Source organism: Pseudomonas sp. FME51 (assembly GCF_014897305.1).
In genome coordinates this window covers 139662-153551 of record NZ_JABUYN010000006.1, presented here as the reverse complement: position 1 = coordinate 153551, position 13890 = coordinate 139662, and the positions used below count along the sequence as shown (strand labels likewise).

The following is a 13890-nucleotide window of genomic DNA, read 5'->3' as shown; positions in this document are numbered from 1 at the left end:
GGCGGGGTGAGAGCAGGGTAACTGCGGCATGCGCAGTACCCTGTCTCAGTACATCAGGATCAGTGGTCGATATGGGCTGTATCGTGTTTAATGGTCTTGCCCGCGAGGTAATAATGGAAACAGGCCCAGATATTAATGAGCGATGCGGCGATCAGCGCATAGCGCAGGCTGTCCGCACCATAGGAGCTGTTCATCAGGTCGCTGGCCAGACCGATCAGCTGCGGACCGAAACCGAGGCCGAACAGGTTGAGGATCAGCAGCATGACGGCCGAGGCCAGCGCGCGGCTGCGCAACGGTGTCAGGCTCTGGATCATGGCGAAGCTTGGCCCGAGATAGAAGGCACCCAGGAACACCGCTGGCATATAGGCGATCAGTGCCAGAGTGGTGTTTTCAATGGTATAGAAGGCGATGATGAACGGGATGGCCATGAGCTTGGCCAAACCGACAATCCACGCGTTCCAGCTCTGGTTGCGCGCTGTCAGCTTATCGGCGAGAAGGCCACCGATCCAAACGCCCAGGCCCCCGACGATGCCCATCAGCGGGCCGAGCAACATGCCGACTTCGCCTGCGGTCATACCGTGACTGCGCATGAGGAAGGCCGGGTTCCAGACGATGGTGCCATAGCCGACCAGTGCGGTCAGCGTAACGCCGGTCACCACGTGACGGGTAGTACGCACGCGCCACAGGACTGCCATGCCGGCCTTGACGCTGACCTTGCCGCGCGGTGGTGGCGGTACGCCGTCGGCGAAGCCGCGTGGCGGTTCGATCATGGTGAAGCGTACCAGCAATGCGATCAACAGACCGGGGATACCGACCACGAAGAAGGCCGCACGCCAGCCCCAGGCATCGGCGACGAATCCGCCGACAATGAAGCCGATCATGATGCCGAAGTACACCCCCAGGGAATACAGAGCCATGGCGCTGGAGCGCTGTTCCTTCGGATAGAGATCGGACAGCATCGAGTGTGATGGCGGGCTGGAGCCGGCTTCACCAATACCGACGCCGATACGGGCGGCAGCCAGTTGCCAGAAATTCTGGGCCAGACCACATACGGCGGTCATCAGACTCCAGATGGCAATAGCCCAGGCGATGATGTTACGGCGGTTGGAGCGATCGGCCCATACCGCGATCGGGATGCCCAGGGTGGCATAGAACAAGGCGAAGGCAATACCCGACAGGAAGCCGAGCTGGGTGTCCGACAATAGCAGATCGGCCTTGAGTGGCTCGATCAGAATGCCGACGATATTGCGGTCGACGTGGCTCGAGGTATAGGCCAGTACCAGAATGAACAACGCGTAACGACGATAGGCCGGGGTAATGCGGCTGACAAAGTCGTCCTTGGCATTTGCCGATGCTTCTGGCAATTGGGACATGGAAAATCTCCGTGATGTGTGATTATTTTTGTCAGACAGAAGCATACGGTCGGGCACTTCTGACCACAATCGACCGGGTAGTCACATTTGTAGCGGTTTTGTAATTCCTGGCGAAGGACCCGTGCCGCTTGAATCTGGCGATTTCATCCCCATATCGAGGGGCTGTTCCATGAATTAAAGGCGTATGCATGACGGCAGCAATCACGATTCGCGGGCTTGAAAAAACCTATCCCAATGGCATGCGTGCTCTCAGAGGTCTGGATCTTGATGTGGCGCAGGGCGATTTCTTTGCGCTGCTCGGCCCCAATGGCGCCGGCAAATCCACGACTATCGGCATTCTGTCATCGCTGATCAACAAGAGCGCCGGCAAGGTGAGCATCTTCGGCCATGATCTGGATACCGACCTCATGGCAGCCAAGCGCTGTATCGGTGTGGTGCCGCAGGAGTTCAACTTCAGCCAGTTCGAGAAGACTCAGGATATTCTGATCAACCAGGCCGGCTACTATGGCATTCCGGCCAAAGAGGCGCGGGAGCGGTCCGAACATTTCCTTCGCCGCTTGAGCTTGTGGGACAAGCGCGACGTAGCCTCGCGCATGCTGTCCGGTGGCATGAAGCGTCGGTTGATGATCGCTCGCGCATTGATTCACGAGCCGAAACTGCTGATTCTTGATGAGCCGACCGCTGGCGTGGATATCGAAATCCGCCGTTCCATGTGGCAGTTCCTGGAGGAGATCAATGCCCAGGGTGTCACCATTATCCTGACCACGCATTATCTGGAAGAGGCGGAGCAGCTGTGCCGCAACATCGCGATCATTGACGGTGGGCAGATCATTCACCACACCGGGATGCGTGAGTTGTTGAAGGAGCTGCACGTCGAAACCTTTCTGCTGGATTGTCGCAACGCAGTGGCAGTGGCGCCGGTATTGAATGGCTATCCCTGCACACTGGTGGACGACCACACCCTGGAAGTGCAGGTCGACAAGGAGCAGGGTATGAACGGCCTGTTTGTCGAGCTGGCCGGGCAGGGCATTGATGTGTTGAGTTTGCGCAACAAGAGCAACCGGCTTGAGGAATTGTTTCTCAACCTGGTGGATGGCAATGCGGATAAGGGAGTGGCATGAATATGCATTACTGGCGCAACGGCTGGATCGCCTTTCTGACCATCCTGTTCAAGGAGATACGTCGGTTCTCCCGGATTTGGCCGCAGACGCTGCTGCCGCCGGGTATCACCATGGCGCTGTACTTTGTTATTTTCGGCAACCTGATTGGCGGCCGTATCGGTGAAATGGATGGTTTTTCCTATATCGATTACATAGTGCCGGGGCTGATCATGATGTCGGTGATCACCAACAGCTATTCCAACGTGGTATCGAGCTTTTTCAGTACCAAGTTCCAGCGCTCCATTGAAGAGTTGATGGTGGCTCCCGTTTCGCCCCACGTGATTCTGCTGGGTTATACCTTGGGTGGCGTAGCGCGCGGGCTGGCGGTGGGGTTGATCGTGACCTTGATGTCGCTGTTCTTTACCCGGCTGCAGGTGCAGCACATCGGGCTGACTATTGGTGTGGTGTTTCTCACCTCGCTGGTATTTGCCCTTGGCGGTTTCATCAATGCGGTATTTGCCAGAAACTTTGATGACATATCCATAGTGCCGACCTTCGTGCTGACGCCGCTGACCTACCTTGGCGGGGTGTTCTACTCGATCAGTCTTTTGCCGGAGTTCTGGCAAAAGGTATCGCTGATCAATCCGATTCTGCATATGGTCAATGCGTTCCGCTATGGCATTCTCGGGGTATCGGACATCCATATAGGCACTGCCCTGATGTTGATGGTGCTGTTCGTGGTGATGCTCTATTTCTTCAGTTATCGACTGTTGGTACGCGGCACGGGCCTGCGCCAGTAGTTATTGATTATTGGCCTGTACTGCCCTCCACAGGTATGCTTGCGGGTCTCATTGAAGGAGACCCGCAGATGCATCCGGCAGAACAATCGCCCCTTGGAAAAACCACCAGCTACAACGGTATTTATACGCCGTCACTGTTGTATCCGATCCCGCGCCAACCTATCTGGCACGGGCTGGGACTGGACCCGGAAAAGTTGCCATTCCATGGTGTGGATGTGTGGAACAGTTATGAGGTTTCGTGGCTGACGCCCTCGGGCAAGCCGGAAGTCGCAGCGGTGGAGTTCATCTTCCCGGTGACTGCCAATGCGCGCATCGTCGAGTCAAAATCCTTCAAGCTGTATCTCAACTCGCTCAATCAGACCGTCTTCAGCGATCGTTCGGATGTGCTGCGTACCCTTGAATCCGACCTGAGTGTGACGGCTCAGGCGCCGGTTATGGTGCGGTTGTTGAATATGGGGCGCCTGCAGCAGGAAGGTATCGGACGACTGCCGGGCGAATGCCTGGATGATCTGGATGTGTCCGTCGATACTTACGAGTACTCGCCGTCGTTGCTGCAACAGGTTGCCGGTGGTGGCTGGGCGCGGGAGACATTGCACAGTCACCTGCTCAAATCCAATTGTCCAGTTACCGGTCAGCCTGACTGGGGCAGCGTGATGATCAGCTATGCCGGACCGGCGATCGACAAGGCCAGTCTGCTGCGCTATCTGGTGTCCTTTCGGCAACACGCAGATTTCCATGAGCAATGCGTCGAGAGGATATTTCTCGATCTGCATCGGCTGCTGGGTGACGATTGTGAATTGACGGTATATGCCCGGTATTTGCGCCGGGGCGGGCTGGATATCAATCCCTGGCGTTCGACCAAGGCAGGCGTGCCGGACAATCTGCGCCTGGCACGCCAGTAAGCGTTCAGATACCCATATTCGACAGGCTTTGCACGACGTTTTGCAAGGTGGCGGCCAGTGTTGGGTGGCGTTCTGAAAATTCTTCGATCATCAGGTTGACCCCATCTACCAGGCTGGGGTCGGCGAGCGATTCCTCATTGCTCTCGCTGACCAGCAAGCGTGCTTCGAGATTATCCGCCAGCGCCTGTAACGAAATACGCTCTTCTGCAGTCAGAATGATGTCCGGGTCGTTCAAGGTCTGCTGCAGGGATTCGAGCTGGGCTTGCAGTTGTTCTTCGGCCATGAGCCACTCCTTTATTAACGAAAAGGTCTTGGACACACTATAGCCCTGCGCGATGTCAGCGTCTCCCCGAGATCGACTTCTTGCAGAGTATTACGAAATTCACTGAGTTGCCTGTTGGTTTGAATTACAATGAGCCTCATACGCGCCGTCCGATGTCGGAGACGCCGCCATGAACGGCATGAATGGAGAGTAAGCACTGATGAACCTGATGAATGCCACTGCCTGCGGTCTGCTGGCCGGAGCGCTCTCATTGTCATTGATCGTCCCGGCTTCGGCGCAGGACGGTGATGGTGATTACGCTGCTGAATACCCCAATCCAGACCCGTGGGAACCTGTCAATCGCGTGGTTTTCCGGTTTAACGATACGCTGGATACCTATGCGCTGAAGCCGGTCGCCAAGGGCTATGACTGGGTCATGCCGACCCCGTTGAATGACGGTGTAACCAACGTCTTCAATAATCTCGGCGAACCGAAGAACCTGGTCAATAATCTGCTGCAGGGCAAATTTCATGACGCCAGCGTGGACCTGTCGCGGTTTCTGATGAATACCACTCTCGGGGTCGTTGGCGTGTTTGATGTGGCGACCCGCATGGGGCTGCGCCGCAATGATGAAGACTTCGGCCAGACCTTGGGTAGCTGGGGTGTGGAAAGCGGCCCTTATGTCATGTTGCCTTTCTTCGGTCCGAGCACCCTGCGTGACGGCAGCGCCTTTGCTGCTGAAGGGTTTGCCGGCTACAGCTATGGCAGTCAGATGGACCATGTGCCAAGCCGCAACACCGCGGTTGGGGTGGATATTGTCGATACGCGTGCAGGCCTGCTATCGCAGGAAAAGCTCATTCGCGGCGACAAATACCGTTTCATCCGCAATGCCTGGCTACAGAATCGTGAGTACAAGGTCATGGATGGGCAGGTGGAGGACGACTTCTAGTCGTCCCTCGGCTCTTGCCTATGGTTGCCTGCAAGGGCGGATGGGAGTAATGTCTGCCCCTTGATGGCGTCAGGCTCGTTCTGACTCGAATACACCCCTGTGGTTGAGAAGTTCTGCCTGGCTTCTTGGCAATGACGTAGGGAAAATATGCAGCTTCCTGGCATTACCTTGCTGGTTATTGATGATGACGACATGGTTCGTCAAAGCATCGCGATTCATCTTGAACAGTGTGGCTTCGAAGTACTGCAGGCCAGTTATGCCCGGGAAGGATTGGCACTTGTTGCCTCCCATGCTCCCGAACTGGTGCTGTGCGATCTGTTCATGTCAGACATGACTGGGTTCGAGCTTCTCGCGCAGATTGTCGAGCAGGCACCGGATACCCCCGTCGTGGTTATCTCCGATGACGGCGTCATGAGCGATGTGGTCGAGGCGCTGCGTCTGGGTGCCAGCGACTATCTGATCAAGCCTCAGGCTGATCTGGAAGTGCTGGAGCATGCGGTGCGCCGCTCCCTGGATCGCGCCCATCTACGTAATGAGAACCAGCGTATCCGCGAACGCCTCGAGCTGGCCAACCGTGAGCTGGAGAATCATCTTCGCGAGCTCCGGGACGACCAGACGGCAGGGCGCCAGGTTCAGCTCAATATGCTGCCGGCTACGCCCTGGGAAAGTAACGAATACCTGTTCGAACACCGCATCATCCCTTCGCTGTATCTCTCCGGTGACTTTGTCGATTACTTCCGTGTATCTGAAACCCAGTTGGCCTTCTACCTGGCCGATGTATCCGGACATGGTGCCTCATCGGCTTTTGTCACCGTACTACTCAAATTCATGACTGTCCGCCTGCTGTACGAACAACGTAAACAGCGCGGGCAGGGGGCGATTGACTTTCAGCCCTCCGATGTACTGGGGCATATCAATCGCAACCTGATCAGCTGCAACCTTGGCAAACATGTGACCATGCTTGGCGGGGTGATTGATGAGGCGCAACAGACGCTGACCTACAGTATCGGTGGTCATTTGCCGCTACCGGTCCTGTGCGTGGACGGCAAGGCGGAGTATCTGCAAGGCAAGGGGCGCCCGGTAGGGCTGTTTGTCGAGGCGGAATATGAAAACCACGAGATACCCTTGCCGCCCCAATTCTCTCTGACGCTGTGCTCCGATGGTGTGCTTGATTGCATCGAAGGGGCTACGCTGAAAGAAAAGGAAGACCGGTTGCCCATGCTGGTTGGGCAGGCAGGAGGTGATATGCAGACCTTTATGCAGTTACTTGGGCTTGAACAGGCCAAGGTAATGCCGGATGACATCTCTGTATTGTTGTTGAGCAGGACACCGGAATGATGACCACAGGCAGGATTCAGTTCGCTGAATCCGAAGGCACTTTTGTTCTCAAATTCATTGGCGATGTGCGCCTTACCCTGTGCGCGGCTCTTGATGCCTATATCGAAAAGATCTTCAGTGCTTTGACCTTTGAGTCCATCGTCATTGACTTGACCGAAACCCATGGAATCGACAGTACCTCACTGGGCCTGCTGGCCAAGCTGTCAATCCTTTCCAACAATCGGGTCGGGCTGTTGCCGACGCTGGTTTCAACCCATGACGACATGAACCGGCTGCTGCAGAGCATGGGTTTTGATCAGATTTTCAACATAGTGGCTGAATCCACGCCTACTGATACCGAGCTGCATGATCTGCCCGGACAGATGTTGTCCGAGGATCAGGTGAAGGACCGGGTGTTGGAGGCGCATCGTATTCTGATGGACCTCAACGAGCATAACCGCGCGGCCTTCACCGACCTGGTCGGCACCCTCGAATCAGGCTGTTGACGCCGCCCGGTCAGACAGTAATGCCTCCAGTTTGAGTTGGTCTGCGGCAAAAGCGTGAATGCCTTCGGCCAGCTTTTCCGTGGCCATGGCATCCTCATTGTGCGCCCAACGAAACGCAGGCTCATCCAGTACGTGCCGCGGATCTTCTGATGGGTTGGTCAGCAGGCCGGACGGGGTAAGTGTGCCGGACTCTTCAGATAACTGCTGCAGCAGCGCGAGGCTGATGGTCAGACGATCACAGCCGCACAGCGACTCGATCTGCCCAATATTGCGGAAGCTGGCTCCCATCACCACGGTGGCGTACATATGCTGCTTGTAGTAACGGAAAATGCGTGCCACTGATTGCACGCCAGGGTCGTCAGCACCTTGGTAATCTACGCCATCGCGTTGTTTGTGCCAGTCATAGATTCGGCCGACGAAGGGCGAAATGAGAAACACACCGGCATCGGCACAGGCCTGGGCTTGAGCAAAGGAGAACAGCAGTGTGAGGTTGCACTGGATACCTTCGCGCTCGAGCTCCGCGGCGGCCTGGATGCCCTCCCAGGTGGCAGCAATCTTGATCAATACTCGGTCACGGGTCACGCCAGCTTGCTCATAGAGTGTGATCAGTTTGCGCGCCTTGTCGAGGGTTGCGGCGCGATCGAAAGATAGACGTGCGTCGACTTCCGTGGATACCCGGCCTGGCACCAGTTTGATGATTTCGCTGCCGACGGCCACGGCAAAGTGGTCGCAGGCGTCAGGGATCTGCTGGTAGCTACCGGATGCTTGTTGCAAGGCCTGATCCAGTAAATGAGCGTAATCGGCCTGTTGCGCCGCCTTCAGCAGGAGCGAAGGGTTGGTGGTGGCATCCACCGGTTGCAGAGTGCGAATGGCATCGATATCGCCGGTGTCGGCAACAATCAGCGTGTGCTGACGAAGGCTGTCCAGTTTGCTTGTCATGATGGCCTGCGGAGGTTGCGAAGAAAGTGCCTTCGACCTTACCTCAAGCCTGTTGCGGTGAGCAATCCTGGGGTTGCATGCGAGCGGCCATCTCTATGACCAATCGGTCATACAGTTCAAGTGGCTGGTCGGTGCGGTGGATTTCGGTACTCAGTTGCCGGCGGAAATACCGCGCGCCCGGAAGGCCCTGAAACAGTCCGAGTATATGCCGGGTAACGTGGTGCATGACGCCGCCTTGCGCGATATGTGCAGCAATGTAGGGCCGCAGTGCTTCAAGCACCTGGATACGACTGAGTTCGGGCGCTTCATCCGCATAGAAGCGTCGATCCACTTCGGCCATCAAATAGGGGTTGTGATAGGCCTCGCGGCCCACCATCACGCCGTCCAGCACCTGCAAGTGCTCTTGCATGACATCCAGATCGGTCAGTCCGCCATTGAGAATGATCTCAAGCTGTGGGAAGTCGGCCTTCAACTGATGCACTACCTCGTAGCGTAACGGCGGGATGTCGCGGTTTTCCTTGGGTGACAAGCCTTCGAGAATGGCGATACGGGCATGCACGATAAAAGTATCACAGCCTGCTTCCTGAACCTGACCGATAAAATCACACAGCTCTCCATAGCTGTCGCGGCCATTGATACCGATCCGATGTTTTACTGTGACCGGCAGGCTGCAATGATCCAGCATCGCCTTGACCCCATCAGCTACCAGTTCGGGATGGCCCATCAGGCAAGCGCCGATCAGATTGTTCTGCACGCGGTCGCTGGGGCAGCCGACATTCAGATTCACCTCGGCAAAACCGGCCTGTTCAGCCAGCTGAGCGCACTCCGCGAGTTCCTGCACATTGCTGCCACCCAGTTGCAAGGCCAGCGGCTGCTCCTGGGCGCTGTAGCCGAGCAAGCGTGAGCGGTCGCCATGCAGCACCGCGCCGGTGGTCACCATCTCGGTGTACAACAAGGCATGCCGGCTGATGAGACGGGCAAAGTAGCGGTAGTGGGTATCAGTCCAATCCATCATCGGCGCGATGGAAAAGCGGCGGGATGGGCCGGGGCGGATGATTATTGCCATGGGGTTCCTGCGTATGCGTAAAGCCAGCCGAAGCTCGGAAGGGGAGCGATTCTATCATGAAAGCCGCAACGGGTTATGCCAGCTGATCTGGGGAAACTCCATACCGGAATTTCTCCCACGCAGTGGTACACTGGCGGGCATTTCGCATTGTTTTTTCCAGAAGGAAAGCCCGTGTTTACCGAATTGTCCCTGAATGAACGCCTGCTCAAGGCATTGACTGCACTGTCCTTCGAGAAGCCCACCGACGTTCAGGCTGCTGCGATTCCTCCGGCAGTTGCCGGTGATGATCTGTATGTCATCGCCCAGACCGGCAGTGGCAAGACGGCCGCCTACGTCCTGCCGATTCTTCAGCGCCTGCTGGATGACGAGAGTCAGCCGCTGTCACCGCGCGCATTGATTCTGTCTCCGACCCGCGAGCTGGCCCGTCAGATCCACAAGGATATCCAGGAGCTGGCGCGGTTCACCTTCCTCAAGGCCGAATTGGTCATCGGCGGCGAAGACTTCAAGGTTCAGGCAGCCAAGCTGCGCAAGAACCCCGATATCGTGGTGGCGACGCCCGGCCGGACCCTGGAGCAGCTGAGTGCCGCCGGACTTGACCTGTCGGCGGTTCAGACCTTGGTGATTGATGAAGCGGACCGCATGCTGGACATGGGCTTCAGCGAAGATGTGCTGGCCATTGCTGCGGCCTGTCCGAGTGAGCGCCAGACCATGTTGTTCTCTGCCACAACGGGTAATGCCGGGATCAAGCGCATTATCGCTGAGGTATTGAACGAGCCACGATGGCTGGAGCTGGACAGTGTACGCGACGACACCCCGGCGATCCGTCAGCAGGTGATTGCCGTTGATGACAACGCGCACCGCGAGGCACTGGTCAAATGGTTGCTGCTCAATGAGTGCCCGGGCAAGGCGATTGTCTTTACCAATACCCGGGTCATGGCAGACCGTCTGAATGGCGTGTTGCGGACGGTGGAAGCCTTGCGTGTGTACGTGCTGCACGGCGAAAAGGATCAGAAGGACCGCAAACTTGCCATCGAGCGTTTCAAGGAGGTCGGCAAGGGGGTGCTGGTGGCGACCGATGTTGCCGCGCGAGGACTGGACATCAGTGAACTCGATCTGGTGATCAACTTCGACATGCCGCGCAGTGGTGACGACTACCTGCACCGTGTGGGACGTACCGGCAGGGCGGGTGCGGAAGGTGTTGCCATATCCCTGGTGGCACCGCACGAATGGAGTTTGATGTCGAGCATCGAGCGCTACCTGCGCCGTCAGTTCGAGCGACGAGTGATCAAAGAGTTGGCAGGCAGCTTCAAGGGCCCGAAAAAGCTCAAGGCTTCCGGTAAGCCGGTTGGAGCGAAGAAGAAAAAGGAAGACAAGAAGAAGGTCAAACGCCCGAAAACGCCAAAGCCGGCGGCCAAGCGCAAACCGGCAGCGCCCAAAGGTCAGGTCATCGTCAGCCCGGACGGCCTGGCGCCACCGAAGCGTCGGAGTTAACCGGCGTACAACGTGGAAACAGCTCACGCGGAGTATTTCCATACTCCGCGTGAGCACGCCTGCGTAGTGCTGGTTCCATCAGTTCAGCGCACTACCAATACCGATACCTTTGACTGCTGCAGCACGCGCATGGCGTTGGTGCCGACCAGATAGTCCTCGATACGCTTGCGTTTATGCGTGGACATGACGATCAGGTCGGCATTGATTTTCTTGGCCACGCGCAGGATCCCTTCATAAGCTTTGCCATCCGCCACGATCAAATTCGCCTTCATGTCGGCAGGCACCTGCTTGGCAGCAAACTCCCGCAGCGCCTCCTTCATGGTCTTTTTTGCCGTAGCAGTGAATTCCTTGGGAAAGAACCCATCCACCATCGGCATGCCGATGACAGGCAGAATGCTGACCAGATGCAGTGATGCGCCATAGGTCTGGCACAGCTGTATCGCGGTGGGCAATGACTTGGCCCAAGATGCCTTGTGATTGATATCAACGGGTACCAATATCACCTTGTACATGACGAGCTCCTTTTCAGGCCAGAGTAGTGGTGACTGCAGGGCGGCGACGCCACTGTAGACACACAACCAGAGCGAATATCAGCAGGGCAGGAATCCACATCCATTCCTTGCGATAGCGATCAACCGGTGCCAGCACCTCGATGACTTCCTGATCAAAGTCAAAACCCAGCTCCGATGCCAGACTGCCATAGGTCACCAGGTCCACCAGCGTGCGATCGCCCTCATGCATCAGTGTGAGCCCCAGGTTCTCCAGTTTCTCTTCGCCGGTCGCACCATCCGGAATCGGCACGAGCAGGTAGAAGGTGGTTGGGTTGCCGATGTCATCCAGGCCACTGATCTGCATCCGAAGGTTGCTGTCGTCGTCCATCCGATCCAGCGCCTGGGTTATCTCGGTCGGCGGTATGGAGCGGTAAGGATCATGCACGATATCCATCCAGAACCCAGGGCGGAACAACGTGAAGGCTACCAGCAGGAGCAGTGCACTTTCATACCAGCGGCTGCGGGTGATCATCCAACCCTGGGTGGCTGCAGCGAAGATAAGCATGGCCAGGGTTGCCACCACGAAGATGATCAGCCCGTAGGTGAAACTCACATCGATCAGCAGCAGGTCGGTATTGAATATGAACAGGAAGGGCAGCGCAGCAGTACGCAGACTGTAATAGAACGCCTGGAAGCCGGTACGGATCGGGTCCCCGCCGGAGATAGCCGCGGCGGCAAACGAGGCCAGACCGACAGGCGGTGTGACGTCCGCCATGATGCCGAAATAGAACACGAACAGGTGGACGGCGATCAGCGGCACAATCAAGCCGTTTTGCTGGCCCAGGGTGACAATCACTGGGGCAAGCAGGGCGGATACCACGATATAGTTGGCCGTCGTGGGCAGTCCCATACCGAGTATCAGGCTGAGCACTGCGGTGAGCGCCAGCATCAACAGCAGGTTGCCCATGGACAGCACTTCCACCAGGTCTGCCAGAACCAGGCCGACGCCGGTCTGCGAAACGGCACCGACAATGATCCCCGCGGTGGCAGTCGCGATCCCAATGCCGATCATGTTACGCGCGCCGGCAACCAGACCCTCCCAGAAATCGCAGAAACCGCGACGGATGTTATGCCCCAGGTCCCGCTCCTTGCGAAACAAGGCAATGAGTGGGTGCTGAGTAAGCATGATGACAATCATGAGTACAGTGGCCCAGAACGCCGACAGACCGGGTGAAAGGCGCTCGACCATCAGGCACCAGACCAGCACGATCACCGGCAAGATGAAATGCAGCCCGGTCATCAAGGTTGGCCTGGTTTGGGGCATGGACATCACAGGTGAGTTCGGGTCATCCAAATCAAGATCCGGATAGCGTGAGCCCACCCGAAGCAGGGCGATGTAGGCGATAGCGAGCCCGGCGGCGATCACCCAGGAGGCATAAGCACCCAGTACGGGCTTCAGCCAACCAAGACCATAATACACGGCGAGGGACAAGCCCATGATCAGCAGCAGACCGGTAAGGAAGCCGAGCATCTTGCGTGCGAAGGGACGCTCTGGGTTGCTGCTCTCGAGTCCCTGCATACCGGCCTTCAATGCAGCCAGATGCACGATGTAGAACAAGGCAATATAGGAAATCATTGCCGGCAGGAAGGCATGCTTGATGACGTCAGTATAGGAAATACCGACATACTCAACCATCAGAAAGGCCGCAGCGCCCATCACCGGTGGCATGATCTGGCCATTCACCGATGCCGACACTTCTACTGCACCAGCCTGTTCAGCGGTATAACCGACGCGTTTCATCATCGGAATGGTGAAGGTGCCGGTGGTCACCGTATTGGCAATGGAGGAGCCGGAGATCAGGCCGGTCATGCCCGAAGCGGCGACGGCTGCCTTGGCTGGGCCGCCGCGATAGTGGCCGAGCAGAGAAAAGGCCAGCTTGATGAAATAATTACCCGCACCGGCCTTGTCCAGGAGTGAACCGAACAGCACGAACAGGAATACGAAGCTGGTGGACACACCCAGGGCAATGCCGAATACGCCCTGGGTGCTCAACCATTGATGGTTGGCCAGGGAAGTGAGGCTGACACCGCGGTGGGCAAGCATTCCCGGCATGTAAGGGCCAGCGACGGAATAGACCATGAATACCAACGCCACGATCATCAGCGGAGGGCCCAAGGCGCGGCGGGTCGCTTCCAGCAACAGCACCAGACCCACCAGGGCGACGACCACATCGATTGTGGTAGGGCTACCGGGGCGTTCGGCCAGCGCTGCATAGAATATGTAGATATAGGCGGCGCAGAAAGCACCAACCAGGGCCATCGCCCAGTCCGTCAGGGGCACGTGATCACGTGGCGAGCGACGAAAAGCCGGGAAGGCCATGAAACCCAGAAAAACCGCCAGCGCCAGGTGGATGGAGCGGGCTTCGGTACTGTTGAATACGCCGAATCCGGCTATATAAGGCAGTGGAGAAGCGATCCAGAGTTGAAACAGCGACCAGCAGGCAGCTACGGATAGCAGCAGTTTTCCGGTAAAACCTTGGGGTTTACGTGCACCGGTGTCGCTTGTGGCGACCAGATCATCCAGCTCGGTAAGCAGATCATCGCGTTTGGCAGAGTCGGTCATTGACTAGTCCCTGTGCTCTATATCGGCGAGAATTCCGGGCTTGCTGCAATAGGCAAACCCGGAATGGAGGA

General features: G+C 57.2%; 13 protein-coding genes. 7 read left to right on the top strand and 6 right to left on the bottom strand.

The genetic code is table 11. The features are described 5' to 3' along the window. Window positions 1-59: 59 nt before the first annotated feature. Window positions 60-1373: a spinster family MFS transporter gene (locus tag INT39_RS12605; RefSeq protein WP_193074278.1), complete on the bottom strand. Its 1314-nt coding sequence runs from the start codon at window positions 1371-1373 to the stop codon at window positions 60-62. A 188-nt stretch (window positions 1374-1561) separates the two neighbouring features. Between INT39_RS12605 and INT39_RS12600 the strand changes: the two genes are divergently transcribed. From INT39_RS12600 to queF, 3 genes are all read left to right on the top strand, one after another. Next, window positions 1562-2494 carry an ABC transporter ATP-binding protein gene (locus INT39_RS12600; protein ID WP_193074277.1) on the top strand — a complete coding sequence of 311 codons (933 nt, stop codon included), beginning with the start codon at window positions 1562-1564 and terminating at the stop codon, window positions 2492-2494. A 2-nt stretch (window positions 2495-2496) separates the two neighbouring features. Further along, on the top strand, window positions 2497-3273 hold the full coding sequence (locus INT39_RS12595) for an ABC transporter permease (protein ID WP_193074388.1): 777 nt from the start codon (window positions 2497-2499) through the stop codon (window positions 3271-3273). Window positions 3274-3341: 68 nt separating this feature from the next. Then, window positions 3342-4175: an NADPH-dependent 7-cyano-7-deazaguanine reductase QueF gene (gene queF, locus INT39_RS12590; RefSeq protein WP_193074276.1), complete on the top strand. Its 834-nt coding sequence runs from the start codon at window positions 3342-3344 to the stop codon at window positions 4173-4175. Window positions 4176-4179: 4 nt separating this feature from the next. On the opposite strand, the gene INT39_RS12585 is transcribed toward queF, so the two are convergent. Continuing rightward, a complete protein-coding gene (locus INT39_RS12585; RefSeq protein ID WP_193074275.1) occupies window positions 4180-4458 on the bottom strand; it encodes a DUF4404 family protein in 279 nt (92 codons plus the stop codon). A 208-nt stretch (window positions 4459-4666) separates the two neighbouring features. Here INT39_RS12585 and INT39_RS12580 point away from each other — a divergent pair, with 208 nt between their 5' ends. The 3 genes from INT39_RS12580 to rssC all read left to right on the top strand — a co-directional run bounded on the left by INT39_RS12580 (window position 4667) and on the right by rssC (window position 7209). After that, window positions 4667-5386, top strand: coding sequence for a VacJ family lipoprotein (locus INT39_RS12580; protein WP_413468923.1), 720 nt, complete (start codon window positions 4667-4669; stop codon window positions 5384-5386). Between the two features lie 147 nt (window positions 5387-5533). Then, entirely contained in the window at window positions 5534-6724 is a 1191-nt protein-coding gene (locus INT39_RS12575) for a SpoIIE family protein phosphatase (protein ID WP_193074273.1), read from the top strand. After that, window positions 6724-7209 carry an anti-sigma factor antagonist RssC gene (gene rssC / locus INT39_RS12570; RefSeq protein WP_193074386.1) on the top strand — a complete coding sequence of 162 codons (486 nt, stop codon included), beginning with the start codon at window positions 6724-6726 and terminating at the stop codon, window positions 7207-7209. The genes INT39_RS12575 and rssC overlap by 1 nt, the downstream gene beginning before the upstream one ends. On the opposite strand, the gene tal is transcribed toward rssC, so the two are convergent. Both tal and dusA read right to left on the bottom strand, forming a co-directional pair. Beyond that, on the bottom strand, window positions 7198-8148 hold the full coding sequence (tal, locus tag INT39_RS12565; RefSeq protein WP_193074272.1) for a transaldolase: 951 nt from the start codon (window positions 8146-8148) through the stop codon (window positions 7198-7200). The two genes, rssC and tal, sit on opposite strands and share 12 nt — an antisense overlap. Window positions 8149-8191: 43 nt before the next feature. Continuing rightward, window positions 8192-9214: a tRNA dihydrouridine(20/20a) synthase DusA gene (gene dusA, locus INT39_RS12560; RefSeq protein ID WP_193074271.1), complete on the bottom strand. Its 1023-nt coding sequence runs from the start codon at window positions 9212-9214 to the stop codon at window positions 8192-8194. A 171-nt stretch (window positions 9215-9385) separates the two neighbouring features. On the opposite strand from dusA, the gene INT39_RS12555 reads away from it, so the two are divergent. Beyond that, window positions 9386-10705: a DEAD/DEAH box helicase gene (locus INT39_RS12555; protein ID WP_193074270.1), complete on the top strand. Its 1320-nt coding sequence runs from the start codon at window positions 9386-9388 to the stop codon at window positions 10703-10705. 83 nt (window positions 10706-10788) lie between these two features. Here INT39_RS12555 and INT39_RS12550 read toward each other — a convergent pair whose 3' ends face one another. Both INT39_RS12550 and INT39_RS12545 read right to left on the bottom strand, forming a co-directional pair. Beyond that, window positions 10789-11217, bottom strand: coding sequence for a universal stress protein (locus INT39_RS12550; RefSeq protein WP_193074269.1), 429 nt, complete (start codon window positions 11215-11217; stop codon window positions 10789-10791). Window positions 11218-11230: 13 nt separating this feature from the next. Further along, window positions 11231-13819 carry a TRAP transporter permease gene (locus INT39_RS12545; protein WP_193074268.1) on the bottom strand — a complete coding sequence of 863 codons (2589 nt, stop codon included), beginning with the start codon at window positions 13817-13819 and terminating at the stop codon, window positions 11231-11233. Window positions 13820-13890 lie beyond the last annotated feature (71 nt).

What these genes read in the sequence shown, in the direction of transcription:
- INT39_RS12580 (WP_413468923.1), top strand. Translation starts at nt 4,667, where the DNA reads ATGAATGCCACTGCCTGCGGTCTGCTGGCCGGAGCGCTCTCATTGTCA.
- rssC (WP_193074386.1), top strand. Translation starts at nt 6,724, where the DNA reads ATGACCACAGGCAGGATTCAGTTCGCTGAATCCGAAGGCACTTTTGTT.
- INT39_RS12600 (WP_193074277.1), top strand. Translation starts at nt 1,562, where the DNA reads ATGACGGCAGCAATCACGATTCGCGGGCTTGAAAAAACCTATCCCAAT.
- INT39_RS12545 (WP_193074268.1), bottom strand. Translation starts at nt 13,819, where the DNA reads ATGACCGACTCTGCCAAACGCGATGATCTGCTTACCGAGCTGGATGAT.
- queF (WP_193074276.1), top strand. Translation starts at nt 3,342, where the DNA reads ATGCATCCGGCAGAACAATCGCCCCTTGGAAAAACCACCAGCTACAAC.
- INT39_RS12550 (WP_193074269.1), bottom strand. Translation starts at nt 11,217, where the DNA reads ATGTACAAGGTGATATTGGTACCCGTTGATATCAATCACAAGGCATCT.
- INT39_RS12575 (WP_193074273.1), top strand. Translation starts at nt 5,534, where the DNA reads ATGCAGCTTCCTGGCATTACCTTGCTGGTTATTGATGATGACGACATG.
- INT39_RS12605 (WP_193074278.1), bottom strand. Translation starts at nt 1,373, where the DNA reads ATGTCCCAATTGCCAGAAGCATCGGCAAATGCCAAGGACGACTTTGTC.
- dusA (WP_193074271.1), bottom strand. Translation starts at nt 9,214, where the DNA reads ATGGCAATAATCATCCGCCCCGGCCCATCCCGCCGCTTTTCCATCGCG.
- INT39_RS12585 (WP_193074275.1), bottom strand. Translation starts at nt 4,458, where the DNA reads ATGGCCGAAGAACAACTGCAAGCCCAGCTCGAATCCCTGCAGCAGACC.
- tal (WP_193074272.1), bottom strand. Translation starts at nt 8,148, where the DNA reads ATGACAAGCAAACTGGACAGCCTTCGTCAGCACACGCTGATTGTTGCC.
- INT39_RS12595 (WP_193074388.1), top strand. Translation starts at nt 2,497, where the DNA reads ATGCATTACTGGCGCAACGGCTGGATCGCCTTTCTGACCATCCTGTTC.